At 59.6% G+C, this 25,914-nt stretch carries 20 protein-coding genes and 1 pseudogene; 13 read left to right on the plus strand and 8 right to left on the minus strand.

Going from position 1 to position 25,914, the window contains the following annotated elements:
- Positions 1 to 5: 5 nt before the first annotated feature.
- Together fadB and QK293_RS20505 are read right to left on the minus strand one after the other, a co-directional pair.
- Entirely contained in the window at positions 6 to 2,153 is a 2,148-nt protein-coding gene (gene fadB, locus QK293_RS20500; protein WP_282380382.1) for a fatty acid oxidation complex subunit alpha FadB, read from the minus strand.
- A gap of 541 nt (positions 2,154 to 2,694) precedes the next feature.
- Positions 2,695 to 3,132, minus strand: a complete 438-nt coding sequence (locus tag QK293_RS20505) for a hypothetical protein (protein ID WP_282380383.1) — start codon at positions 3,130 to 3,132, stop codon at positions 2,695 to 2,697.
- A gap of 104 nt (positions 3,133 to 3,236) precedes the next feature.
- Between QK293_RS20505 and QK293_RS20510 the strand changes: the two genes are divergently transcribed.
- Entirely contained in the window at positions 3,237 to 3,674 is a 438-nt protein-coding gene (locus tag QK293_RS20510; protein ID WP_282380385.1) for a universal stress protein, read from the plus strand.
- A 63-nt stretch (positions 3,675 to 3,737) separates the two neighbouring features.
- Here QK293_RS20510 and QK293_RS20515 read toward each other — a convergent pair whose 3' ends face one another.
- Positions 3,738 to 5,654 carry an ATP-binding cassette domain-containing protein gene (locus tag QK293_RS20515; RefSeq protein ID WP_282380387.1) on the minus strand — a complete coding sequence of 639 codons (1,917 nt, stop codon included), beginning with the start codon at positions 5,652 to 5,654 and terminating at the stop codon, positions 3,738 to 3,740.
- Positions 5,655 to 5,867: 213 nt separating this feature from the next.
- Between QK293_RS20515 and QK293_RS20520 the strand changes: the two genes are divergently transcribed.
- Positions 5,868 to 7,796: a transglycosylase SLT domain-containing protein gene (locus tag QK293_RS20520; RefSeq protein ID WP_282380389.1), complete on the plus strand. Its 1,929-nt coding sequence runs from the start codon at positions 5,868 to 5,870 to the stop codon at positions 7,794 to 7,796.
- A 79-nt stretch (positions 7,797 to 7,875) separates the two neighbouring features.
- Here the strand turns inward: QK293_RS20520 and QK293_RS20525 are convergent, their stop codons facing one another.
- Positions 7,876 to 9,669, minus strand: coding sequence for an ABC transporter transmembrane domain-containing protein (locus QK293_RS20525; protein WP_282380391.1), 1,794 nt, complete (start codon positions 9,667 to 9,669; stop codon positions 7,876 to 7,878).
- A gap of 257 nt (positions 9,670 to 9,926) precedes the next feature.
- On the opposite strand from QK293_RS20525, the gene QK293_RS20530 reads away from it, so the two are divergent.
- Entirely contained in the window at positions 9,927 to 10,106 is a 180-nt protein-coding gene (locus tag QK293_RS20530) for a PA1571 family protein (protein ID WP_282380393.1), read from the plus strand.
- Positions 10,107 to 10,201: 95 nt separating this feature from the next.
- On the opposite strand, the gene pdxB is transcribed toward QK293_RS20530, so the two are convergent.
- The gene (pdxB, locus tag QK293_RS20535) at positions 10,202 to 11,344 is read right to left on the minus strand and encodes a 4-phosphoerythronate dehydrogenase PdxB (protein WP_282380395.1); all 1,143 of its coding nucleotides are present in this window, start codon (positions 11,342 to 11,344) and stop codon (positions 10,202 to 10,204) included.
- A 318-nt stretch (positions 11,345 to 11,662) separates the two neighbouring features.
- Between pdxB and QK293_RS20540 the strand changes: the two genes are divergently transcribed.
- The gene (locus QK293_RS20540) at positions 11,663 to 13,072 is read left to right on the plus strand and encodes an MATE family efflux transporter (RefSeq protein WP_282380397.1); all 1,410 of its coding nucleotides are present in this window, start codon (positions 11,663 to 11,665) and stop codon (positions 13,070 to 13,072) included.
- Here QK293_RS20540 and tusA read toward each other — a convergent pair.
- Positions 13,069 to 13,320 (minus strand): sulfurtransferase TusA, encoded by a 252-nt coding sequence (tusA, locus tag QK293_RS20545; RefSeq protein WP_282380399.1) that lies wholly within the window; start codon positions 13,318 to 13,320, stop codon positions 13,069 to 13,071. The two genes, QK293_RS20540 and tusA, sit on opposite strands and share 4 nt — an antisense overlap.
- Before the next feature lie 102 nt (positions 13,321 to 13,422).
- Complete coding sequence (gene rlmM / locus QK293_RS20550; RefSeq protein ID WP_282380401.1) at positions 13,423 to 14,496, minus strand: 23S rRNA (cytidine(2498)-2'-O)-methyltransferase RlmM; 1,074 nt, start codon at positions 14,494 to 14,496, stop codon at positions 13,423 to 13,425.
- Between the two features lie 222 nt (positions 14,497 to 14,718).
- On the opposite strand from rlmM, the gene acnA reads away from it, so the two are divergent.
- The 3 genes and pseudogenes from acnA (at position 14,719) to QK293_RS20565 (ending at position 19,340) form a co-directional block, all read left to right on the plus strand.
- Positions 14,719 to 17,460: an aconitate hydratase AcnA gene (gene acnA, locus QK293_RS20555; RefSeq protein WP_282380403.1), complete on the plus strand. Its 2,742-nt coding sequence runs from the start codon at positions 14,719 to 14,721 to the stop codon at positions 17,458 to 17,460.
- Positions 17,461 to 17,587: 127 nt separating this feature from the next.
- A pseudogene (locus QK293_RS20560) lies at positions 17,588 to 17,671 on the plus strand (CPBP family intramembrane glutamate endopeptidase); the annotation flags it as partial.
- A 103-nt stretch (positions 17,672 to 17,774) separates the two neighbouring features.
- Positions 17,775 to 19,340, plus strand: a complete 1,566-nt coding sequence (locus QK293_RS20565; RefSeq protein WP_282380405.1) for a PAS domain-containing methyl-accepting chemotaxis protein — start codon at positions 17,775 to 17,777, stop codon at positions 19,338 to 19,340.
- 40 nt (positions 19,341 to 19,380) lie between these two features.
- Here the strand turns inward: QK293_RS20565 and QK293_RS20570 are convergent, their stop codons facing one another.
- Positions 19,381 to 20,058: an alpha/beta family hydrolase gene (locus QK293_RS20570; protein WP_282380407.1), complete on the minus strand. Its 678-nt coding sequence runs from the start codon at positions 20,056 to 20,058 to the stop codon at positions 19,381 to 19,383.
- A gap of 97 nt (positions 20,059 to 20,155) precedes the next feature.
- On the opposite strand from QK293_RS20570, the gene ccoN (QK293_RS20575) reads away from it, so the two are divergent.
- The 6 genes from ccoN (QK293_RS20575) (at position 20,156) to ccoO (QK293_RS20600) (ending at position 25,910) form a co-directional block, all read left to right on the plus strand.
- Entirely contained in the window at positions 20,156 to 21,580 is a 1,425-nt protein-coding gene (gene ccoN, locus QK293_RS20575) for a cytochrome-c oxidase, cbb3-type subunit I (protein ID WP_282380409.1), read from the plus strand.
- A 10-nt stretch (positions 21,581 to 21,590) separates the two neighbouring features.
- Entirely contained in the window at positions 21,591 to 22,199 is a 609-nt protein-coding gene (gene ccoO / locus QK293_RS20580) for a cytochrome-c oxidase, cbb3-type subunit II (RefSeq protein ID WP_282380411.1), read from the plus strand.
- Positions 22,200 to 22,220: 21 nt separating this feature from the next.
- Positions 22,221 to 22,427, plus strand: a complete 207-nt coding sequence (locus tag QK293_RS20585) for a CcoQ/FixQ family Cbb3-type cytochrome c oxidase assembly chaperone (RefSeq protein WP_282380500.1) — start codon at positions 22,221 to 22,223, stop codon at positions 22,425 to 22,427.
- Entirely contained in the window at positions 22,424 to 23,377 is a 954-nt protein-coding gene (gene ccoP / locus QK293_RS20590) for a cytochrome-c oxidase, cbb3-type subunit III (RefSeq protein WP_282380415.1), read from the plus strand. The genes QK293_RS20585 and ccoP overlap by 4 nt, the downstream gene beginning before the upstream one ends.
- Positions 23,378 to 23,859: 482 nt before the next feature.
- Positions 23,860 to 25,302 carry a cytochrome-c oxidase, cbb3-type subunit I gene (gene ccoN / locus QK293_RS20595; protein ID WP_282380417.1) on the plus strand — a complete coding sequence of 481 codons (1,443 nt, stop codon included), beginning with the start codon at positions 23,860 to 23,862 and terminating at the stop codon, positions 25,300 to 25,302.
- Positions 25,302 to 25,910: a cytochrome-c oxidase, cbb3-type subunit II gene (gene ccoO, locus QK293_RS20600; RefSeq protein WP_017337535.1), complete on the plus strand. Its 609-nt coding sequence runs from the start codon at positions 25,302 to 25,304 to the stop codon at positions 25,908 to 25,910. Before ccoN (QK293_RS20595) ends, ccoO (QK293_RS20600) begins: the two co-directional genes overlap by 1 nt.
- Positions 25,911 to 25,914: the final 4 nt, after the last annotated feature.

Here is a 25,914-nt window from a genome sequence, read left to right on the forward strand (position 1 = left end):
GACGCTTAACCGAAGAACCGTTGGCCGGTTTTGGCCATTTCACGCAGCTTCGCGGTCGGGTGGTACAGCGCGCCCAAATCAGAGTACTGGTCAGCCAGGGCAACGAACTCTGCAACACCGATCGAATCGATGTAGCGCAGCGCACCGCCACGGAATGGAGGGAAACCAATACCGTAGACCAGACCCATGTCGGCTTCGGCAGCGGTTTCGACAATGCCGTCTTCCAGGCAGCGCACGGTTTCCAGGCACAGCGGGATCATCATCCAGTTGATGATGTCTTCGTCCGTGACTTCGCGCTGCTCGTAAACGATCGGCTTGAGCACTTCCAGCACCGACGGGTCGGCGACTTTCTTCTGCTTGCCGCGCTTGTCGGTCTCGTAGGCGTAGAAGCCCTTGCCGTTCTTCTGGCCCAGGCGCTTGGCTTCGTAGAGCACGTCGATAGCCGAACGACGGTCGTCTTTCATGCGATCAGGGAAGCCTTCAGCCATCACGTCACGACCGTGGTGACCGGTGTCGATGCCGACCACGTCCATCAGGTAGGCCGGGCCCATTGGCCAGCCGAATTTTTCCATGACCTTGTCGATACGGACAAAGTCCACACCGGCGCTGACCAGTTTGGCGAAACCGCCGAAGTACGGGAACAGCACGCGGTTGACCAGGAAGCCCGGGCAATCGTTCACGACGATCGGGTTCTTGCCCATTTTCTTGGCGTAGGCAACGGTGGTGGCAACGGCCAGCTCGCTGGACTTCTCGCCACGGATCACTTCTACCAACGGCATCATGTGCACCGGGTTGAAGAAGTGCATGCCGACAAAGTTTTCCGGACGCTTGAGGGCTTTCGCCAGCAAGGTGATGGAAATGGTCGAGGTGTTGGACGCGAGGATGGTGTCCTCTTTGACCTTGTCTTCGACTTCGGCCAGAACGGCTTGCTTGACCTTAGGGTTCTCGACGACAGCTTCAACCACCAGGTCGACGTGACCGAAATCACCGTAGGACAGGGTCGGACGAATGCCGTTAAGCACTTCAGCCATTTTCGCCGGGGTCATGCGACCTTTATCAACGCGGCCTACCAGCAGTTTGGCGGCTTCCGCCAGACCTTGCTCGATGCCGTGCTCGTTGATGTCCTTCATCAGGATCGGCGTCCCTTTGGAAGCCGACTGATAAGCGATGCCGCCCCCCATGATGCCGGCGCCCAATACGGCAGCCTGCTTCACGTCTTTGGCGATTTCGTCGTAGGCCTTGGCCTTTTTCTTCAGTTCCTGATCGTTCAGGAACAGACCGATCAAGCTCTGCGCGGCAGGGGTCTTGGCCAGTTTGACGAAGCCGGCGGCTTCGACTTCCAGCGCCTTGTCGCGACCGAAGTTCGCCGCTTTCTGGATGGTCTTGATCGCTTCAACCGGCGCCGGGTAGTTCGGGCCAGCCTGCCCTGCCACGAAACCCTTGGCAGTTTCGAACGACATCATTTGTTCGATGGCGTTGAGCTTGAGCTTTTCCAGTTTCGGCTGACGCTTGGCCTTGTAGTCAAATTCGCCGGAGATGGCGCCCTTGACCAGGTTCAGCGCCGCTTCGTGCAATTTCTCTGGGGCGACCACGGCGTCGACTGCGCCGACTCTCAGCGCATCTTCAGGGCGGTTTTCCTTGCCGGCGGCAATCCACTCGATGGCGTTATCGGCACCGATGATCCGCGGCAGGCGCACGGTACCGCCAAAGCCCGGGTAGATGCCCAGTTTGACTTCCGGCAGACCGATCTTGGCCTTGGTGGACATGACGCGGTAGTCCGCCGCCAGGCACATTTCCAGACCGCCACCCAGGGCGATGCCGTTGATCGCGGCGACAGTCGGGACATTGAGGTCTTCGAAATCGCTGAAAATCTTGTTGGCTTCCAGATTGCCAGCAACAAGCTCTGCATCAGGCAGCTTGAAGTTTTCGACAAATTCGGTGATGTCGGCGCCGACGATGAACACGTCCTTGCCACTGCTGACGATCACACCCTTGATCGAAGCATCTGCCTTGATAGTGTCTACGGCCTGACGCAGTTCGTTCAGGGTTAGACGGTTGAACTTGTTGACGGACTCACCCTTGAGGTCGAATTTCAATTCGACGATGCCACTTTCAAGAGCCTTAACCGTGATGGCTTTACCTTCGTAAATCATCAACTGATCTCCACGATATGGAAGCTGAACAGTACACGTCGGACGCAGGCGAATGGCTCGGCAGAGACGTTTATCGTCGATGCTAACGCCAATCCACCCGGCACACCCGCCAACGCGATAGTCGGGATTCTGTAGGAGCGGTCTGTAATACAAACGCTCAATTCATACGCCCGTTTGATTTGGGTATGTCACCTTCACGGAATTTCCGACAATTGTCAATCGCCCAAAATACTGGTTGAAAAGCGACTTTCCGGTCATTTCCGTACCGCGAAGACCTGCAACACGCCGCTGCATGTGAGGCTATTCATAGGATCAATAGTTAGAAAAGTCGCCCTAATTCGCTGCAGCCTTTGTTTAACAAGCTACGCCGGCGGGACCTTGAGGAATAAACATCAACGCTTTTGGCGAGTGCCCAGCGTAAGATCAGCTCCACACCGAATTACCGGCCTGCCTGGCCAACTCCAGCCCGATGATTATGCCGGGCTTTTTATTGCCTGCCTGCCGGACGTTTCGCGCCATTGCGGCGCGAAATTTCCGCGATTTATGCCAGCGCTTTCAGCAGCGCATCAATATCCTGCAAAACCGTCGCTTCGCCCTTTTCACCCCAATACAAAGTGATCATCTGCTTGTCCGCTTCGATTTTGTAAACGTTAGCTGGTAATTTTTCGAAATGATTAAGCAGCGCTCGATCCTCGCAGACCTCCTGCCACTGATTGACCCATACACCGGGTGCTTTTTGCCAGTAACTCCAGCACGCCGGCTGATTGCCACGCCGCGGCCGATGGTACTGCGCGCAAGGGCTCGGCGGCTCCTGGCTCAGCCAGTGCGGCCACTCCTGGGGCGCCAGCTGCATCGCCAATCCGATGCGTCGCGCCTCCATGCGCAGGGACATGCGACCGCTCTGGTGGCGTGACGGCCGCAACCATGCCAGCGGACTCAGAACCACCAGCAGGATTGACACCACTATCCAGACCGTCATATGTGTACTCCCGATTTTTGATGAGCGCATTGAATCACTTTGAAACCAATGCGCTTGAAACCAGCCATACTTACCAATATTGCAATCCTCAGGAGGAGCACCTCATGCCCTACACCCACATTCTGGTCGCTGTAGATCTAACCGAAGAGTGCGATCCTGTCATCCACCGCGCTCGCGAACTGTCGCTGAGCAACGGCGCGAAATTGTCCCTGGTGCATATTGTCGAGCCGATGGCCATGGCCTTTGGCGGCGACGTCCCCATGGACCTGTCACAACTGCAACAACAGCAGTTTGATCAGGCCAAGGAACGCCTGGATCGACTGATCGTGAAGTATCCGGTGCTTTCCAAAGAATACAGCCACCTGACCTACGGCCAGCCACGCCAGGAGATCCACCACCTGGCCAAGGAACAAACCTGCGACCTGATCGTAGTGGGTAGCCATGGCCGACATGGCCTGGCATTGCTGCTGGGTTCGACCGCCAATGACGTGCTGCACGGTGCGCCATGCGATGTGCTCGCGGTGCGCCTGCTCAGAAGCTAAACGACTCCTACGAAAAGCCCGGCGCTCATCACTGAACGCCGGGCTTTTTTATAGCAGGATCAATCAGGCATCCAGCTCGGCCCAGCGCTCGACCATTACATCGTGCTCAGCCTGCAACTGCTCCAACTGGGCGATCACTGCAGCGGTCTCGGCAGCAGGACGCTGATAGAAACCGGCATCGGCCATTTGCGCCTCAACGGTAGCGATCTGCTGTTCCATGGCTTCGATCTGAGCCGGCAACATTTCCAGCTCACGCTGCAACTTGTAGCTGAGCTTCTTCTTCGCCACCGGCGCTTCTACCGCAGCAACGGGCGCAGCTTCGGCTGTCACGACCGCGGAGGTCAGGTCGGCTTTGCCAGACTTGCTCTCGGTCACGCCCAGCAGGCGCGGCGAGCCGCCCTGACGCAGCCAGTCCTGATAACCACCGACGTATTCGCGAACCTTGCCTTCACCTTCGAAGACCAGGGTGCTGGTGACCACGTTGTCGAGGAATGCCCGGTCGTGACTGACCATCAGCACGGTACCGTTGAAGGTCAGCAAGACCTCTTCAAGCAACTCGAGGGTTTCGACGTCGAGGTCGTTGGTCGGTTCATCGAGGACTAACAGGTTCGCTGGCTTGCTGAACAGTTTGGCCAACAACAGACGGGCGCGCTCACCACCGGACAGCGCCTTGACCGGCGTGCGGGCACGCTGCGGGCTGAACAGGAAGTCGCCGAGGTAGCTCAGCACGTGACGGCTCTGACCATCGATATCGATGAAGTCGCGACCTTCTGCGACGTTGTCGATTACGGTTTTTTCCAGGTCCAGCTGATGACGCAACTGGTCGAAGTAGGCCACGTCGATACGCGTCCCCTCTTCCACTGTGCCGCTGGTTGGCTGGAGCCCGTTGAGCATCAGTTTCAGCAAGGTTGTCTTGCCGGTACCGTTGGCGCCGAGCAGACCGATACGGTCGCCGCGCTGCAGGACCATCGAGAAATCCTTGATCAGGAACGGGCCGCCCGGGTGAGCGAAGCTCACGTTGTCGAGGACCATTACCTGCTTGCCGGACTTGTCAGCGGTGTCCAGCTGAATATTGGCCTTGCCGCTGCGCTCACGACGCTCGCTACGCTCGTTGCGCAGGGCTTTGAGGGCGCGCACGCGGCCTTCGTTACGGGTGCGACGAGCCTTGATGCCCTGGCGGATCCAGACTTCTTCCTGGGCCAGTTTTTTGTCGAACAGCGCGTTGGCCGTATCTTCAGCCGCCAGAGAGGCTTCTTTGTGAACGAGGAAGCTGGCGTAGTCGCCGTTCCAGTCAATCAGGCCACCGCGATCCAGTTCGAGAATGCGGGTGGCAAGGTTCTGCAGGAATGAACGGTCGTGCGTGATGAACAGCACGGCGCCCTGGAAATCCTTCAGCGCTTCTTCGAGCCAGGCAATTGCTCCGATGTCCAGGTGGTTAGTCGGTTCATCGAGCAGCAGCAGATCGGGTTCGGAAACCAGAGCCTGAGCCAACAGGACGCGACGACGCCAGCCGCCGGACAACTCGGCGAGGGTCTTGTCGGCCGGCAACTGCAGACGGCTCAAGGTGCTGTCGACTAATTGCTGCAAACGCCAGCCGTCACGGGCTTCGAGGTCGTGCTGGACGTGCATCAGTTTGTCCAGGTCGGCGTCGGTGACGATGTTCTGGCTGAGGTGGTGATACTGCGCGAGCAGCTCGCCGACACCGTCCAGGCCTTCGGCCACCACGTCGAACACAGTCCGCTCGTCGGCTACCGGCAATTCTTGCGGCAATTCGCCAATTTTGAGGCCGGGTGCACGCCAAACAGAACCGTCATCAGGCTTCTGGTCGCCCTTGACGAGCTTCATCATGCTGGACTTGCCAGTGCCATTGCGGCCGATGATGCACACCCGCTCTCCACGGGCGATCTGCCAGGACACCTTGTCCAACAACGGCATAGAGCCGAAAGCAAGGGACACATCGCTGAATTTGAGCAGGGTCATGAGCTTCTCCAAAAACCGGGCGCGCATTCTACCTGACTTGAGGCTTCAGAAGGCCGGCAATTTCACCTTCGTGGCACTCTGCATGATAAATGTTGCGAACTGATGCTGACAGGCCGGCAAAGCTTTCGCCCGCTGCTGGCAAAAGGCTAAGCTACAGATAATTCAGCGCGGGCATTGCCCGCGCTTGTCATGATTTCTCTGCCCGGACGTCTCATGCGCAGTCGCCTTTTCAGTCTTTTATCCTGTTTTCTTCTTTCTGCCACTGCCGTTCAAACCGCCCAGGCGGTGGACCTGTCCACCCAGCGCCAGTATTACGATGAAGCCAAGCGTGCCCTCGCCAAGGGGGATACCGGTCCTTATTTCCGTTACAGCCAGGCCCTCCGCGATTACCCGCTTGAGCCGTACCTGGCGTATGACGAACTGACCGCCCGCCTTAAAACCGCGAGCAATGCCGAAATCGAGAAATTCCTCGCCGAGCACGGTGACCTGCCCCAGGCCAACTGGATGAAGTTGCGCTGGTTGCGTTGGCTGGCCGAACGCGGCGACTGGGCGACCTTCGTCAAGTACTACGACCCCAAGCTCAATTTCACCGAACTGGACTGCCTGAACGCGCAGTATCAGATCGGGCATAACCAGAAATCCGAGGGTTACGCCAACGCCAATAAACTCTGGTTGACCGGCAAATCCCAACCCGCCGCGTGCGATGCGCTGTTTGGTATTTGGGCCGCCGAAGGTCAACTGACCGAGCAGAAACGCTGGGAGCGCGCCAAGCTTGCCGCCCAGGCACGCAACTATCCGTTGGCCAACAGCTTGGTCAACGGACTGACCACCCTCGCCCCTCGCGGTCGTTTGCTGGTGGAGGTGGCGCAGAAACCCGAACTGCTCAACGCTCCTTCACGGTTCATTCCGGCCGACGAGCCGATGTCCGACGTGGTCAGCCTTGGCCTGCGCCGTCTGGCGCGGCAGGATCCTGACCGGGCGATGCAGATGCTCGATAGTTATGCCAGCAGCATGCACTTCTCCCGTGACGAAAAAGTGGCGATCGCCCGGGAAATCGGCCTGTCCCTGGCTAAACGGTTCGACAGCCGCGCGCTGGACATGATGACTAAATACGACCCGGAACTGCGTGACAACACGGTGTCCGAATGGCGCTTGCGTCTGTTGCTGCGCCTGGCCCGCTGGGACGATGCCTATCAGTTGACTCGCCGCCTGCCGCCGGATCTGGCGACCACCAATCGCTGGCGCTATTGGCAGGCCCGTAGCCTGGAACTGGCGCAGCCGCAGAACCCGGAAGCGCAGACGCTTTATAAGGGCCTCGCCCGCGAACGTGATTTTTATGGGTTCCTCGCGGCGGATCGCTCGCAGTTGCCCTACTCGCTGAACAACAAACCGCTGGTGCTCAGTCAGACGCTGATCAACAAGGTCCGCAATACCCCAGGCGTGCGTCGGGCGCTTGAGTTTCACGCTCGCGGACAGATCGTCGACGGTCGCCGCGAGTGGTACCACGTCAGCCGCCACTTCAGCCGCGACGAAATGGTTGCCCAGGCGAAACTGGCTTACGACCTGAAATGGTATTTCCCGGCAATCCGCACCATCAGTCAGGCGAAGTACTGGGACGACCTGGACATCCGTTTCCCGATGGCCCACCGCGAAACCCTGGTGCGCGAAGCCAAGGTTCGTGGCCTGCATTCGAGCTGGGTGTTCGCCATCACCCGTCAGGAAAGTGCTTTCATGGTCGACGCCCGTTCTGGTGTCGGCGCCAGCGGCCTGATGCAACTCATGCCCGGCACCGCCAAGGAGACCTCGCGCAAGTTCAGCATCCCGCTGGCCTCGCCGCAGCAAGTGTTCGACCCGGACAAGAACATCCAGCTCGGCGCCGCTTACCTGAGCCAGGTCCACAGTCAGTTCAACGGCAACCGCGTCCTCGCTTCCGCCGCCTACAACGCCGGCCCGGGCCGCGTGCGTCAGTGGCTGCGCGGTGCGGACCACCTGAGCTTCGACGTGTGGGTGGAAAGCATCCCGTTCGACGAAACCCGCCAGTACGTGCAGAACGTGCTGTCGTATTCGGTGATCTACGGCCAGAAGCTCAACTCACCGCAGCCACTGGTGGATTGGCATGAGCGCTACTTTGACGATCAATGAGTCTGCTGTGAAGCGCTGACAAAAATGCCCGCGTCGATTGATGCGGGCATTTTTTTGGGAGCTCTACTGGGTCGGTTACTTAGTCGGTTACTGGGTCGATTGGGGCATGGCGCCCGTCACTGAACTGCAACGCCGCCAACCGCGCATACAGCGCGTTGCTCGCAATCAATTCCTGATGTGTGCCCACCGCTACCAGTTTCCCCTGATCCATCACCGCGATCCGGTCAGCGTTTTTCACCGTAGCCAACCGGTGGGCAATGACCAGCGTGGTGCGGTTTTTCATCAGGCTCGGCAGGGCTTGTTGGATCAGGTGCTCGCTCTGTGCGTCGAGGGCGCTGGTGGCTTCGTCCAGCAGCAGGATCGGCGCATCGACCAGCAGCGCCCGAGCAATGGCCAAGCGCTGGCGCTGGCCGCCGGACAAACCGAGGCCACCGTCGCCAAGATGGGTCTGGTAGCCGTTGGGCATTTGCTCGATGAAGTCGTGGGCGTAAGCGATTTTCGCCGCGTCCTGAACCTGGGCCAGGGTTGCCGTCGGATTGCCGTAGCGGATGTTCTCTTCGATGCTGCCAAAGAACAGTGCCGGCGTTTGCGAGACCAGGGCGAAGCAGCGGCGCAGGTCCAACGGGTCGAGTTGAGTCAGCGGCACGCCATCGAGCAGGATGCGTCCTTCGACCGGGTCGTAAAAGCGCAGCAGCAAGTCATACACCGTCGACTTGCCGGCACCGGAGGGTCCTACCAATGCAACAGTTTCGCCAGCATTGATGGTCAGATTCAAACCATCAACGGCATAGCTCTCGGGACGCGAGGGGTAGGAAAAGCGCACGTCTTGCAGCACCAGGTCACCCTTCACCCGTTCAGGCAAGGTCACCAGGCCAGTGGTCGGTGGCTGGATAATGTTCTCCGAGCGCAGCAACTCGGCTATCCGCTCGGCGGCGCCGGCGGCACGCTGCAGTTCGCCGATCACTTCGCTCAACGTGCCGAATGCGCTGCCGACGATCAGGCTGTAAAACACAAACGCTGCCAGCTCGCCCGCGGAAATCCGCCCGGCGATGACATCCATTCCGCCGACCCAGAGCATCACCCCGACCGCGCCAAGCACCAGCACGATCACCAGAGTAATCAGCCAGGCCCGCTGGAAGATCCGCTTGCGAGCGGTGCTGAAGGCGTCCTCCACCGTTACGGCAAAGCGCTGTTCGTCCTGGACCTGATGGTTGTAGGCCTGCACGGTTTTGATCTGGCCCAGGGTTTCGGAGACATAGCTGCCAATATCGGCAATCCGATCCTGACTCAGGCGCGACAGGCTACGCACCCGACGGCCAAAGATCAGGATCGGCGCGATCACCAACGGCAACGCGACCACCACGATGCTAGTGAGCTTGGGGTTAGTGATAAACAGCAGGACGATCCCGCCGATCACCATCAACAGATTGCGCAGAAACAGCGACAGCGAAGAGCCGATCACCGATTGCAGCAACGTGGTATCGGCAGTCAGGCGCGACTGAATTTCGGAGCTGCGATTGTCTTCGTAAAATCCTGGGTGCAGGTAGATCAGATGGTTGAACACCTGACGGCGGATGTCCGCGACAACGCGCTCGCCGATCCATGAGACCAGGTAAAAACGCGCAAAGGTGCCAATCGCAAGGCCGACCACCAGCAGCATAAACAGGCCGATGGACTGGTTGAGCAAATGCGGTGACTGAGTCATGAAACCCTGATCCACCAGCAGGCGAATCCCCTGCCCCATGGACAAGGTGATGCCCGCCGTGACGATCAATGCGAGCAAGGCACCGAAGGCCGGCAATCGATAGGGCGCGACGAAACGCAAAGCCAGGCGCATGGCGCGCCGTTGACGGGATGAGAGGATGGAGATCATTCGATGGCGCAACCAATAGGGTTTGACGCGAAGCGTACACCGGTCGATGGGATTGAACGCTGTAAATCATAATGAGTCAGGTTAATTATGACCGCAAAGACTAGGCCCTAGACGGTATTGGTCTAAAGTCCGGGTGGCAACACCGCGGTATTTCTGGTGGACTGATGTCGCCGTCCAGAAAAGATCGCAGGGAGTTGTCACAGCCCGGTCACTTGGCGGTTCTACAGTAAGCACACAACCTGATGAGGAGACAGGCCATGTCCTTGCAAAACAGCAGTGATGACAAGATTGAAGTGATCCGCACACAGCCAGACCAGTCTCTGGGTTGCTCAATGATCGATAAGGATGGGCACGAAGTACCGATCACTGAAGGCATGATCCAGGACGCTTGCCGCGAACTGGAGCAGCGATTGGTCAAGCCTGCCGAACAAAAGTGATATAGCCACCTTCTTCTTGACCCGGCCCCTGACGGCCGGGTTTTTTATGGTTGGTTGGTTGTTTTGTAGCTTTTGCAGGGGCCCGGTCAGGATCTTTAGATTGCTGTTGCGCCTAAGGCTGCTACGATCTGCCGCAATACCGCAGAATCCCCGTCAATCTGCACCTTCAACCCATCAATCTCCCGTCGTTGCGGATAATGCTTGCGCAGTGAATCAAACGCCGCACGCTGCTCGTTCACGCTGCCTACAAGGCTGCGACGGAAATCCGCATCGTCGCGGCGCGGGTCGTACACGCCACGGCACAACATGGCCAGCGCCCAGGCCGGATCGCTTTCAGCGTTCAAGGTCACTTGCGACAACCACGGCGACGGCAGCAAATCGCTCAAGGCGACCTGGGCCGGTTGCCCGATAAATGTGCAATACGCCTCATAGATCTGCGCGGTCCCGCGCTGTTTGCCATCAAGGCTGTAACCGGCGATATGCGGGGTCGCCAGCACGCAGAGATCGGCCAACGCCACATCGACCTCAGGCTCGCCCTCCCAAACGTCCAGCACCGCTTGCAGGTCTTCACGTTGCAGCAGCACCTGGCGCAGGGCGGCGTTGTCCACCACCGGACCGCGACTGGCGTTGATCAGCCAGGTACCGGATTTGAGCCGGTTCAATCGGTTTTTATCGAACAGATGCCAGGTCGCCTGAGCGCCGTGTTTCTTCAACGGCGTGTGCAGACTGATGACATCGCACTGCTCGATGATCTGTTCGAGGCTGACGTAATCGCCACCTTCAGCGGCCTGTCTTGGCGGATCGCAGACCAGCACCTTCCAGCCCAGACCTTGCAGAACCTTGACCAAACGGCCGCCCACTTCACCGACACCGACGACGCCGTAGGTGCGCTGCGTCAGGTCAGCGCCTTCGATTTCGGCCAGGGTCAGCAGACTGGCGAGCACGTAGTCGACCACGCCGCGGGCATTGCAGCCAGGTGCGCTGGACCAGGTGATGCCGGCCCGCTGAAAGTAATCCAGGTCCAGGTGATCAGTGCCGATGGTGCAGGTGCCGACAAAGCGTACCTTGCTGCCTTCGAGCAACGCGCGGTTAACGTTAGTCACCGAACGCACCAGCAGCACATCGGCCTGTTCGACGGTGGCGCGATCAATGGAGCGTCCCGGCACTTGGCGGATTTCACCGAAACCTTCAAAGAAGGCATCGAGCAGCGGGATATTTTCGTCGGCAACAATCAGCATGGCAGGCTCCTTTGGCGGATCGGCAGTGTAGGCGGAGATGACCAGTGTGAGCCAGCAAGCATTGCACAGTCTCTGTAGCAGCTGGCGAAGCCTGCGTTCGGCTGCGTAGCAGTCGTGAAATCAGGCTCTGCGGTGATTCAGGAAAATCGCATGCTCAGGTCTCGCGACTGCTACGCAGCCGAACGCAGGCTTCGCCAGCTGCTACAGGGACTGCGTCGTACGTCGATTACAAATCCGCAACACAGCTCTTTTCCTGACCACTGCGTCAGGGCGTAGAATGCGCCGCCTAGCGCATCAATATCTTTGGACGTTTCGCCCTTGAATTCCGTGACTGACCGCCTCGCCGCTACTTCCCTCACCCGCCCGGCCCGGGTTCGCCTGGAGCTGAAAAACCTGCTCGGCCTGGCCCTGCCGATCATGATCGCGCAACTGGCGACCACTGCCATGGGCTTCGTCGATGCGGTGATGGCGGGTCGGGTCGGGCCACGGGATCTGGCGGCCGTGGCACTGGGCAACTCGATCTGGGTGCCGGTGTTTCTGTTGATGACCGGCACTCTGTTGGCCACCACGCCCAAAGTCGCCCAGCGTTTCGGCGCCGGCAACCACAGCGAGATCGGCCCGATTGTGCGTCAGGCGCTGTGGCTGGCCTTGGTGGTGGGGTTGATGGCGACCGGCATGCTCATCGCCGCCGAACCCATCCTGCACATCATGAAGGTCGACCCCGAGCTGATCGGCCCGTGCATGCAATACCTCCACGGCATTGCCGCCGGTTTACCAGCGGTCGCGTTCTACCATGTGTTGCGCTGTTTCAGTGACGGCATGGGCCGCACTCGCCCGGCGATGATCCTCGGTTTGTGCGCCTTGGCGTTGAACATCCCGCTGAACTACGTCTTCATTTATGGCCACTTGGGCGTGGCCGCCATGGGCGGTGCCGGTTGTGGCTGGGCGACGGGGATTGTGATGTGGTTCATGGCCCTCGGCATGATGGCCTATACACGCTGGGCGCCGTCCTACCAGAAAAGCGAGCTGTTCAGCCGCTTCGACTGGCCACAATGGTCGGTGATCAAACGCCTGCTGGGCATCGGCCTACCGATCGGCATTGCGGTGTTCGCCGAATCGAGTATCTTCGCGGTGATTGCCCTCCTTATCGGCAGCCTCGGCGCGACTGTCGTGGCGGGCCACCAGATTGCGCTGAACGTCAGCTCCCTGGTGTTCATGATCCCTTACTCGCTGGGAATGGCCGTCACCGTGCGCGTCGGCCAGGCACTGGGCCGTGGTGAACCTCGTGAAGCACGCTTCGCCGCCGGCGTCGGCATGGGCACGGCGCTGGCTTATGCGTGCGTTTCCGCGAGCATGATGCTGTTGCTGCGTGAACACATCGCAACGATCTACACAGCTGATCCGACGGTGATTCAGGTCGCGGCAATGCTGATTGTGTATTCGGCGCTGTTCCAGTTCTCCGATGCGATCCAGGTGACTGCAGCCGGTGCGTTGCGCGGCTATCAGGACACTCGGGTGACGATGATCCTGACGCTGTTCGCTTACTGGGGGATTGGTTTGCCGGTGGGTTACGCGCTGGGCCTGACCGACTGGTTTGGTACGCCGGGCGGCCCGAGCGGGCTGTGGCAGGGTTTGATCGTCGGCTTGAGTTGCGCGGCGCTGATGCTGTCGATCCGCCTGACGCGCAGCGCACGCAAGCGGATTCGTATCAGTCATTCGGCAGGTTAAGCGAGTTTCTTGCGGATCCAGTAGAGGTAGGTGCCTGCCTCTTCGTGCTGCGCGACCAGTTCGTGGTCGAGAAACACGCAAAACTTGGGAATGTCGCGACGGGTCGACGGGTCGGTGGCGATCACCTTGAGCAAACCGCCGGGCGCCAGGTCACGGATGTGCTGGTGCAGCATCATCACCGGTTCCGGGCAGTTGAGGCCGGTGGCGTCGAGGGTGCCGTCTACCGGCGCATCTATCATTTCACTCATGAGTCACTCCTGAAACGTGCCGGCATTGTCGCGCATTGCCGGGTGTCTAGTCACTGACAGCTGATCGTTCCCACTCTGCGTGGGAACGATCAGTGCACAAAATCAGCGGGACTTGGGTTTCTTCACATCGAGCCGGCGCAAGTGGCACGTCACTTCTTCACGGTCGTGGTACAGCTGCTTGCAGCCGATCTCGACCCGAATACCGCGCTCCTTGAACCCGTCGGCAATGCGCTCCAGCAATCGCTTCACTTCGGCGTAACGCTGTTTCATTGGCAGCTTGAGGTTGACCACCGCTTCGCGGCAATGCCCCTCGCCAATCCATTCTTCCAGCATCGCGGCGTTGCGCGCCGGTTTCTCGACGATGTCGCAGACCATCCAGTCCACCGGTTGCTTGGGCTTGAAGGTGAAACCGTCAGCCATCAAGTGTTGCACCAGACCGGTGTCCATCAGGCTTTCGGCCATCGGACCGTTGTCGATCGCGGTCACCAGCATGCCGCGATTGACCAGTTGCCAGGTCCAGCCGCCGGGCGCGGCGCCAAGGTCGACGCCAGTCATATCACTGTGCAGACGCTCATCCCACTGATCGCGCGGGATGAAGTGGTGCCACGCCTCTTCCAGTTTCAGCGTCGAACGGCTCGGCGCCTCACGCGGAAACTTCAGGCGCGGAATGCCCATCGGCCACATCGCCGAGTTATTCGACTCGGCCAGTCCCATGAACACTTCGCGGCCACTTTTGAAAGTCAGCAGCAGACGCGGTTTATGGGCATCTTCAACCAGTTTGCCAGCCGCCATCAGCGCCTTGCGCAGGTGGCCTTCGAACTTCTTGCAGAAGTTCGACAGTTCCTTGCCATCATTGGTGTCGACCATTTCCAGCCATAGGCTGCCGCACAGCGGGAAGTCTGCCATGTGGGCGAGGATTACGCTGATGCGGTCGGTTTCCGGCAGATCAATGAAGATCCCGCGAGCCCATTGGCGCGGGAAGATCAGATCGGCGAAACGCTGACCACGCATCAGGCGCTGGGCGCCGTCTTCTTCGGTGCAGATAAATTCAGCGCAGGCGCTGGCAGTCTTGGCCTTGGCATAACCGGCCACGTTCAGCCGCGCGGCGTGTTCGGCAATCTCGGAACAGACTTCGCTTTCGAAGCCCGGCCGGCAATGCATAAAGAGGGTGTTCATTCTTACTCCTGGGCAGTTGGCGAAGAATTCAGCCACTGCGCGATGCCCAGACTTGCGTTGAAGCAAAGCCTGTCACGAAAACCGGCGCATGATAGCCGAGTTCGCAACCTTGGACTCGGCCATAGAGTCCAGTTATTAGCTTTAACGAATGAACAGGGCTAGGTTAAAGGCTCTGTCTGTCCCGTCAGTCCGTAGCCGTGCGGACCCAAAGGAGTTATTTCAATGCCGTCCCTCGATAGCCTGAAAACCCTTAAAACCTTACAAATCGACGACAAGACCTATCACTATTTCAGCTTGCCGGATGCCGCCAAAAGCCTGGGCGATCTCGACAAGCTGCCCATGTCGTTGAAAGTGCTGCTGGAAAACCTGCTGCGCTGGGAAGACGAAAAAACCGTCACCGGCGCCGATCTCAGGGCGATTGCCGCCTGGCTCAAGGAGCGTCGCTCCGACCGCGAAATTCAATACCGTCCCGCGCGGGTATTAATGCAGGACTTTACCGGCGTGCCTGCCGTGGTCGACCTCGCCGCCATGCGCGCCGCGATGGCCAAGGCCGGCGGCGACCCACAGCGGATCAATCCGTTGTCGCCGGTAGACTTGGTGATCGACCACTCGGTGATGGTCGACAAATTCGGCAGTTCAAGTGCCTTCGAACAGAACGTCGACATCGAAATGCAGCGCAACGGTGAACGTTATGCGTTCCTACGCTGGGGCCAAAGCGCCTTCGACAACTTCAGCGTGGTGCCCCCGGGCACCGGGATCTGCCACCAGGTGAATCTGGAATACCTGGGGCGCACGGTCTGGACCAAGGAAGAGGACGGCCGCACGTATGCCTTCCCGGACACTCTGGTCGGCACCGACTCCCACACCACCATGATCAACGGCCTCGGTGTGCTCGGCTGGGGTGTCGGCGGGATCGAAGCGGAAGCGGCGATGCTGGGCCAACCGGTGTCGATGCTGATCCCGGAAGTGATCGGCTTCAAACTCACCGGCAAGCTCAAGGAAGGCATCACCGCCACTGACCTGGTGCTGACCGTCACCCAGATGCTGCGCAAGAAAGGCGTGGTCGGCAAATTCGTCGAGTTCTACGGCGACGGCCTCGCCGACCTGCCGCTGGCCGACCGTGCGACCATCGCCAACATGGCCCCGGAATACGGCGCCACCTGCGGCTTCTTCCCGGTGGACGACATCACCCTGGACTATCTGCGTCTATCCGGTCGCCCCAGCGAAACCGTGAAACTGGTCGAGGCCTACAGCAAAGCTCAGGGCCTGTGGCGCCTGCCGGGCCAGGAACCGGCGTTCACCGACAGCCTGGCGCTGGACATGGGCAGTGTTGAGGCCAGCCTTGCCGGGCCGAAACGCCCCCAGGACCGGGTATCGCTGCCAAATGTCGCGCAAGCGTTCAGTGACTTCATCGAACTGCAATTCAAACCCACCAGCAAGGAAGTCGGTCGTCTCGAAAGTGAAGGCGGCGGTGGCGTCGCGGTGGGCAATGCCGATCTGGTCGGCGAAGCGGACTACGAGTACGACGGTCAGACTTATCGCCTGAAAAACGGCGCGGTGGTGATCGCCGCGATCACCTCCTGCACCAACACTTCCAATCCGAGCGTAATGATGGCCGCCGGCCTGGTGGCGAAGAAAGCCGTGGAGAAAGGCCTCAAGCGCAAACCGTGGGTCAAGAGTTCGTTGGCCCCAGGCTCGAAAGTGGTCACCGACTACTACAAGGCTGCCGGCCTGACCCAGTACCTTGATGAACTGGGTTTTGCACTGGTCGGCTACGGCTGCACCACGTGTATCGGCAACTCCGGCCCCTTGCCGGAGCCCATCGAGAAAGCCATTCAGGCAGCCGACCTGACCGTCGCCTCGGTGCTGTCGGGCAACCGCAACTTCGAAGGTCGCGTGCATCCTCTGGTGAAAACCAACTGGCTGGCCTCCCCACCGCTGGTCGTTGCTTACGCGCTGGTCGGCACGGTGCGCATCGACATCAGCAGCGAGCCTTTGGGTACCGACAAAGAGGGCAATCTGGTTTTTCTGCGGGACATCTGGCCAAGCACCCAAGAGATCGCCGACGCGGTGAACCAGGTCAACACCGCGATGTTCCACAAGGAATACGCCGAAGTGTTTGCCGGCGACGAGCAGTGGCAGGCGATTGAAGTGCCGCAAGCGGCGACCTATGTCTGGCAAGACGATTCGACTTACATCCAGCACCCGCCATTTTTCAATGACATCGGAGGCCCGGCGCCGGTGGTCAAAGACGTCGTCGGTGCAAAGGTCCTCGCGCTGCTCGGCGACTCGGTGACGACCGACCACATCTCCCCGGCCGGTAACATCAAGGCTGACAGCCCGGCGGGCCATTACCTGCGCGAGAAAGGCGTAGAACCGCGGGACTTCAACTCCTACGGCTCGCGTCGCGGCAATCATGAAGTGATGATGCGCGGCACCTTTGCCAACATCCGCATCCGTAACGAGATGCTCGGCGGCGAAGAAGGCGGCAATACGATCTACATGCCCACCGGGGAGAAAATACCGATCTACGACGCGGCCATGCTTTATCAAGCCTCAGGCACGCCGCTGGTGGTGATTGCCGGGCAAGAATACGGCACCGGTTCGAGCCGCGACTGGGCGGCCAAGGGCACCAATCTGCTGGGTGTGAAAGCGGTCATTGCCGAAAGTTTCGAACGGATTCACCGTTCCAATCTGGTGGGCATGGGCGTGTTGCCCTTGCAGTTCAAGCTGGATCAAAACCGCAAGAGCCTGAACCTGACCGGCAAGGAGACGCTGGATATTCTGGGTTTGACAGGCGTCGAGCTGACACCGCGGATGAACCTGACGCTGGTGATCACCCGTGAAGACGGCAGCCGCGAGAAAATCGAGGTGCTGTGCCGGATCGATACCCTTAACGAGGTGGAGTACTTCAAATCAGGGGGGATTTTGCATTACGTGTTGCGGCAGTTGATTGCCTCGTAACAGCCTGCTGACACAGACACCGCCTTCGGGCGGTGTTTTTGTTTGTGTGCTGCTTATAATCGCCCCCCTCGCAACATCCACTGATCTGCGGCCGACTCGGCTGGTGGGCCGGGATCACTGTCGTGCTGGGTTGGCGGCCGCCATCGCCACCCATTTCGGCTCGAACTTGCTGCACTTCGGCCTGTTCACCTATCCGATGCTCGCCGGCTGACGCAATGGCCGTTTTGCGACGCAATGCTGATTACTGAAAAAAAATTTCAACTAATTCCTGACAGCGCCGACAACCAGTCAAAGCCTTGCGGATTGAAACTGCCATGCGTAACAACCAACCCAATACACAACGCGAACGGACCTTCCCGGCTCAGCAACGGTTGATTTCCACCACCGATGCCAAAGGCGTGATCACCTACTGCAACGATGCGTTCGTCGAGATCAGCGGGTTTTCTCGTGAAGAGCTGATCCGTGCGCCGCATAACCTGGTCCGTCACCCTGACGTTCCGGCCGCGGTGTTCGCGCACATGTGGGGCACACTGAAACAAGGCTTGCCATGGATGGGCATCGTCAAGAATCGCTGCAAAACCGGTGATCACTACTGGGTTAACGCCTACGTCACACCGGTTTTCGACGGCAACCAGGTGGTCGGTTACGAGTCGGTGCGGATCAAACCCACCGCCGAACAGATCCAGCGTGCCGAAGCACTCTACCAACGCATCAACCAGGGCAAGTCGGCGATTCCTTCAACAGACAAATGGCTGCCGGTGCTGCAGGACTGGCTGCCGTTCATTCTGGTCAGCCAACTGAGCTTCATGATCGGTGCGTCGCTCAACTCCCAATGGGGTTTTGCGTTGGCCGCCGGTCTCTCTGTGCCATTGGGCTTGCTGGGTTTGAGCTGGCAACAGCGCGGCCTCAAGCGTCTGCTGCAACTGGCCGGACAGACGACCTCCGACCCGCTGATCGCGCAGATGTACACCGACAGCCGTGGCGCTCAAGCACGTCTGGAGATGTCGATCCTCAGCCAGGAAGCCCGCCTGAAAACCTGCCTGACCCGTCTGCAGGACACCGCCGAGCACCTGACCGAGCAAGCGAAACAGTCCGACACCCTGGCGCACAAAAGCTCCACCGGCCTGGAACGCCAGCGCGTCGAAACCGAGCAAGTGGCCACCGCCGTCAACCAGATGGCGGCTACCACTCAAGAAGTCGCCAGCCACGTGCAGCGCACTGCCGACGCCACCCAGGAAGCCAATCGCCTCACCGGTCGCGGCCGCGACATCGCCGGGGAAACTCGCGAAGCCATCCAGCGTCTGTCGGTGGTGGTCGGTGAAACCGGTATGACCGTGAACCAACTGGCCAAGGACAGCGACGAAATCGGTGGCGTGGTCGATGTGATCAAAGGCATCGCCGACCAGACCAACCTGCTGGCCTTGAACGCCGCCATCGAAGCGGCCCGTGCCGGCGAGATGGGGCGTGGGTTTGCGGTGGTTGCCGACGAAGTCCGTCAACTGGCGCAACGCACCAGCGAATCCACCGGGCAGATCCACGCGCTGATCGCCAAGCTCCAGCAAACCGCCAGCACCGCGGTGCAAACCATGGAAGCCGGGCATCGCCAGGCCGAAGAAGGTGTGGCGCGGGTACTGGAAGCGGACCAGGCACTGGTGGGGATCAGCGAAGCGGTGGCCAACATCACCGACATGACTACCCAGATTGCCGCCGCAACCGAAGAGCAAAGCGCTGTCGCCGAAGAAATCAGCCGCAACATCAGCAACATCTCGCAACTGGCGGATCAGACGTCGGAACAGGCTCAACACTCGGCGTTGTTGAGTGAAGAGCTGACGAAGACGGCGAATACTCAGTATTCGTTGGTGGAGCGGTTTAACCGCTGATCGTCCTGATCGTTCCCACGCAGAGCGTGGGAACGATCACTTAACCAAGGAAATCAGCTACCTTTTGCGCCGCAGCTTCCAAATGCTGCTCATGCGTAAACCCCGAAGCCTTCAACGGCTTCAAGTCATGATCCCCCGCCACCAGCCAGAACACCTCGATACTCGGTGCCAACGTATAAGCCTCGACGGCCTCACGATTCCCCAGCGCATCCCGCTCACCCTGCACTATCAACGTCGGTGTCTTGAGCGCGGCCAGATGCTCGACCCGAGGTTTCTCCGGTTTGCCCACCGCATAAAACGGATAACCCAGACACACCAACCCATCCACCCCTAACTCATCGGCCAGTAAACTCGCCATCCGCCCGCCCATGGACTTGCCGCCAATGGCCAGACGTCCAGCGACATGGCGTCGCACCACGGCATACACCTCACGCCAGCACTCCAGCAACTTTGGCGCAGGGTTCGGTGGACGTTTTCCACCATCGATGCGTCGTTGTGCCATGTAGGGAAACTCGAAGCGCAGCACATTGACGCCTTGAGCAGCAAGGCGCGCAGCCACGTCGTTCATCCAGCCACTGTCCATCGGTGCACCGGCACCGTGAGCCAGAATCAGCGTCGTCGATGACGGCGCCGAGGCGGCGTCCCACAGCCAGCCATGTTCCGCCACACACTGCGCCCATTGACCCCCGTCAATACTGGCCTTGTGCTCTTTGTCCATGCTTGCCTCGCTTTTAGTCTGCCTATAACTCCAGGCGAAGGGAGCGTCTGCCTTGCGCAAACGCCTTTCACTTCGGCTGAACCGTGGATGGGGAACCATGAACACTTCTATCAGTACCGCCTACAACTACAAGGTGGTCCGCCAATTCGCCATTATGACGGTGGTGTGGGGCATCGTCGGCATGGGCCTCGGGGTTTTTCTCGCGGCTCAATTGGTCTGGCCTGAACTTAACTTCAATCTGCCGTGGACCAGCTTCGGGCGTCTACGCCCGCTGCACACCAACGCAGTGATCTTCGCTTTTGGCGGCTGCGCCTTGTTTGCGAGTTCTTTCTATTCGGTGCAACGTACTTGCCAGACCCAGCTGTTCGCGCCGAAAATTGCCGCGTTTTGCTTCTGGGGTTGGCAAGTGGTGATCCTGCTGGCGGCCATCAGCTTGCCGCTGGGTTACACCAGCTCCAAGGAATACGCCGAGCTGGAATGGCCGATCGACATTTTGATCACCATCGTCTGGGTCGCTTACGCCGTGGTGTTCTTCGGCACGCTGGCGACGCGCAAGACCAAACACATCTACGTCGGCAACTGGTTCTTCGGTGCATTCATCATCAGCGTGGCGATTCTGCACATCGTCAACAACCTTGAGCTGCCGGTGAGTTTCACCAAGTCCTACTCGGTGTATGCCGGTGCGACCGATGCCATGGTTCAGTGGTGGTACGGGCACAACGCCGTAGGCTTTTTCCTTACCGCCGGTTTCCTCGGGATGATGTACTACTTCGTGCCGAAACAGGCCGAGCGTCCGGTGTATTCCTACCGCTTGTCGATCGTGCACTTCTGGGCGCTGATCACCCTGTACATCTGGGCCGGCCCGCACCACTTGCACTACACCGCGCTGCCGGACTGGGCGCAGTCGCTGGGCATGGTGATGTCGCTGATCCTGCTCGCGCCAAGCTGGGGCGGGATGATCAACGGCATGATGACGCTCTCGGGCGCCTGGCATAAGTTGCGCAGCGACCCGATCCTGCGCTTCCTCGTGGTCTCGCTGGCGTTCTACGGCATGTCGACCTTCGAAGGGCCGATGATGGCCATCAAAACGGTCAACGCGCTGTCTCACTACACCGACTGGACCATCGGCCACGTTCACGCTGGCGCCCTCGGCTGGGTAGCGATGATCTCCATCGGCGCGCTGTACCACATGATCCCGAAAATCTTTGGCCGCACGCAGATGCACAGCATCGGCCTGATCAACGCGCACTTCTGGCTCGCCACCATCGGCACCGTGCTGTACATCGCTTCGATGTGGGTCAACGGCATCGCTCAGGGCCTCATGTGGCGCGCAGTCAATGAAGACGGCACGCTGACCTACTCCTTCGTCGAAACCCTGGTGGCCAGCCACCCAGGCTTCGTCGTGCGACTGGTGGGCGGTGCGATCTTCTTCAGCGGCATGTTGCTGATGGCCTACAACACCTGGCGCACCGTGCGGGCCTCACAGCCTGCCGAAGTCGCCGCTGCCGCGCAGATCGCCTGAGGAGGCCGCCATGAAACACGAAACAATCGAGAAAAACGTCGGCCTGCTGATGTTGTTGATGGTGCTGGCCGTGAGCATTGGCGGCCTGACCCAGATCGTCCCGCTGTTCTTCCAGGACGTGACCAATAAGCCGGTGGAAGGCATGAAGCCCTACACCGCGCTGCAACTGGAAGGTCGCGACCTCTACATCCGCGAAGGCTGCGTCGGCTGCCATTCGCAGATGATCCGCCCGTTTCGCGCCGAGACCGAACGCTACGGCCACTACTCGGTGGCCGGTGAAAGTGTCTGGGATCACCCATTCCTGTGGGGCTCGAAACGTACCGGTCCGGACCTGGCTCGGGTCGGCGGTCGCTACTCCGAAGACTGGCACCGCGCGCACTTGTACAACCCGCGCAACGTGGTGCCGGAATCGAAAATGCCCGGCTATCCGTGGCTCGTGGACAATCAACTCGACAGCAGCCACACCGAAAGCAAGATCAAGGCGATGCGCACCCTCGGCGTGCCGTACACCGACGACGACATCGCAGGCTCAGTCGCCTCGCTCAAGGGCAAGACCGAAATGGATGCACTGGTCGCTTACCTGCAAGTGCTTGGCACATCCATCAAGAGCAAGAGGTGAGTCATGGCCATGTTCTTTGGAATAAGTAGCGAATTGAGCAGTGGAATGATCCGCGGCCTGGGCACGGTCGTGGTGTTCGTGGCCTTTGTCGGCCTGACGCTCTGGGTGTTCAATGGCAAGCGCAATCCGGAATTTGCCGAAGCGCGTTTGCTGCCGTTCGCCGACGAGCCGCAGCCTGACAGCGTCATCACCCAAGAACCTGCAACAACAAGGAGTACCCGGCCATGACCACCTTCTGGAGTACGTGGATCTGCGTACTGACCATCGGCAGCCTGATCGGCCTGACCTGGCTGCTGATCGGCACCCGCAAGGGCGAAACCAAGGGCAGCGTCGACCAGACCATGGGCCACAGCTTCGACGGCATCGAGGAGTACGACAACCCGCTGCCGCAGTGGTGGTTCATGCTGTTCGCCGGCACGCTGGTGTTTGCCGTGGGCTATCTGGTGCTTTACCCAGGGCTGGGCAACTGGAAAGGCGTTCTGCCGGGTTACGAGGACGGGTGGACCGGCGTCCACGAGTGGGAAAAGGAAATGGCCAAGTCGGATGCGAAGTTCGGACCGATCTTCGCCAAATTCGCGGCGATGCCCGTGGAAGAAGTGGCCAAGGATCCGCAAGCGCTGACAATGGGCGGTCGCCTGTTTGCCTCCAATTGCGCGGTCTGCCACGGCTCTGATGCCAAGGGCGCCTTTGGCTTCCCGAACCTGGCTGACAACAGCTGGCGCTGGGGCGGTCATGCCGACACCATCAAAGCCACGATCATGGGCGGTCGTATGGCCGCGATGCCGGCCTGGGGTGAAATCCTCGGTGATGCCGGAGTGAAGAATGTCGCGGCGTATGTGCGGCATGACCTGGCCGGCCTGCCGTTGCCTGCCGACAGCGGTGCCGATCTGCACGCCGGACAGCAAGCGTTCAGCACCCTGTGTGTAGCCTGTCATGGGGCAAACGGCCAGGGCACTGAAGCCATGGGCGCGCCGAATCTGACGCAACCAGCCGGTTTTATCTATGGAACAGGCCTGACGCAGCTTGAACAAACGATTCGTCATGGCCGCCAGGGCCATATGCCGGCGCAGAACGAACTACTCGGTAACGACAAGGTGCAACTGCTGGCCGCTTACGTTTACAGCTTGTCTCAGGGTCTGAGCACCGAGCGTTTGCAGGCTGAAGGCAAACACGAATAAATCTCGACCGCTCTGCTGCCGCATTCTCCCGGATGCGGCAGTTCCCTGCCCCTTTGCGACCCATTGTCGCACCCTCCGTTAGTCCTCCTTTCAGTTCCCCAGATTCGGGGCTAAGCTTGCTTCGATGCGGACTGGCGTGAGCCGGTTCCAGGTCGACCCGACCCGATGTGTTTGACGAATCTGCTCGATGACAAGCCGCAAAGGCTGGTAGATACCGGCTGTCCTGCCAATTGCCATCTGTCACCCGATCGTTGGGTTTGAACACACCTCGTTACATCCGACCTGAACCCCTCACCAATTTCGTCTGCCGCGACATTTTGCCCTTGGGCAATTTTGTCCCTACGCGGCGCATGGAAAGGCCGCAGAATCAGCTTTTGAAAGCATTGACCCAGGTCATGGCGCGTTGCAATGACCCCTCGCTTTCTCCATACTTGCGGCCGATTTTTACTCCTAATAAAACACCCAAACCGTGGAACCTTAGAATGAGCACAGCAATCAGTCCGACTGCTTATAACTATAAGGTAGTCCGCCAGTTCGCCATCATGACGGTGGTCTGGGGGATCCTTGGCATGGGGCTCGGTGTCTTCATTGCCTCGCAACTGGTCTGGCCGGAGTTGAACTTCGGTCTGGAATGGACGAGCTTTGGACGCCTGCGCCCGTTGCACACCAACCTGGTGATTTTCGCCTTCGGTGGTTGTGCACTGTTTGCCACTTCTTATTACGTCGTGCAGCGAACCTGCCAAACGCGACTGATTTCCGACAGTCTCGCGGCCTTCACCTTTTGGGGTTGGCAAGCGGTGATCGTCGGCGCAGGCATTTCCTTGCCGCTGGGCTACACCACGTCCAAGGAATACGCAGAACTGGAATGGCCTATCGCCATTTTGCTGGCCATTGTCTGGATCACCTACGCCGTGGTGTTCTTCGGCACCATCACCAAGCGCAACACCAAGCACATCTATGTGGGTAACTGGTTCTACGGTGCCTTCATCGTTGTGACGGCGATGCTGCACATCGTCAACCACGCTTCCCTGCCGGTCAGCTTGTTCAAGTCCTACTCGGCCTACGCCGGTGCGACTGACGCGATGATCCAGTGGTGGTACGGCCACAACGCGGTGGGTTTCTTCCTGACCACCGGCTTCCTGGGAATGATGTACTACTTCGTTCCGAAGCAGGCCGAGCGTCCGATCTACTCCTATCGTCTGTCGATCGTGCACTTCTGGGCGCTGATCACCCTGTACATCTGGGCCGGTCCGCACCACCTGCACTACACCGCTCTGCCGGACTGGGCTCAGTCGCTGGGTATGGCAATGTCGATCATCCTGCTGGCGCCAAGCTGGGGCGGCATGATCAACGGCATGATGACCCTGTCGGGCGCCTGGCATAAGCTGCGCACCGACCCGATCCTGCGCTTCCTCGTTGTATCGCTGGCCTTCTACGGCATGTCGACCTTCGAAGGCCCGATGATGGCCATCAAGACCGTCAACTCACTGTCTCACTACACTGACTGGACCATCGGCCACGTGCACGCCGGTGCGTTGGGCTGGGTGGCGATGATCTCGATCGGCGCCATCTACCACATGATCCCGAAACTGTTCGGTCGTGTGCAGATGCACAGCATCGGCCTGATCAACACGCACTTCTGGCTCGCGACCATCGGTACCGTTCTGTACATCGCTTCGATGTGGGTCAACGGCATCACCCAAGGTCTGATGTGGCGTGCAATCAACGACGACGGCACCCTCACCTACTCGTTCGTCGAAGCGCTGCAAGCCAGCCATCCTGGTTTCATCGTTCGCGCCCTGGGCGGTGCGTTCTTTGCCAGCGGCATGTTGTTCATGGCCTACAACGTATGGCGTACCGTACGTGCCTCGAACCCGGCTGAAGCCGAAGCCGCGGCTCAGATTGCTGTAGTTGGAGCTCACTGATGAAGCATGAAGCAGTCGAGAAGAACATTGGCCTGCTGGCCTTCTTCATGGTTATCGCCGTCAGCATCGGCGGCTTGACCCAGATCGTTCCGCTGTTTTTCCAGGACGTCACCAACAAGCCGGTCGAAGGCATGAAGCCTCGCACCGCCCTTGAACTGGAAGGCCGCGACATCTACATCGCCAACGGTTGTGTCGGCTGCCACTCGCAGATGATCCGCCCGTTCCGTGCTGAAACCGAACGATACGGCCACTATTCGGTTGCCGGTGAAAGCGTCTGGGACCACCCGTTCCTGTGGGGTTCCAAGCGTACCGGTCCGGACCTGGCCCGTGTCGGCGGTCGTTACTCCGATGACTGGCAGCGTGCGCATTTGTACAACCCGCGCAACGTGGTGCCTGAGTCGAAAATGCCGGCCTACCCGTTCCTCGTGGAAAACAAGCTCGACGGCAAAGACACCGCCAAGAAAATGGAAGTCTTGCGCACGCTCGGCGTCCCTTACACCGACGAAGACATCGCCGGTGCCCAGGATGCTGTGAAGGGCAAAACCGAAATGGACGCGCTGGTGGCCTATCTGCAAGGCCTGGGCACCATCATCAAAAGCAAACGGTGATTTA

Origin of the sequence: Pseudomonas sp. AL03 (assembly GCF_029960815.1) — a bacterium.
Classification (GTDB): Bacteria; Pseudomonadota; Gammaproteobacteria; order Pseudomonadales; family Pseudomonadaceae; genus Aquipseudomonas.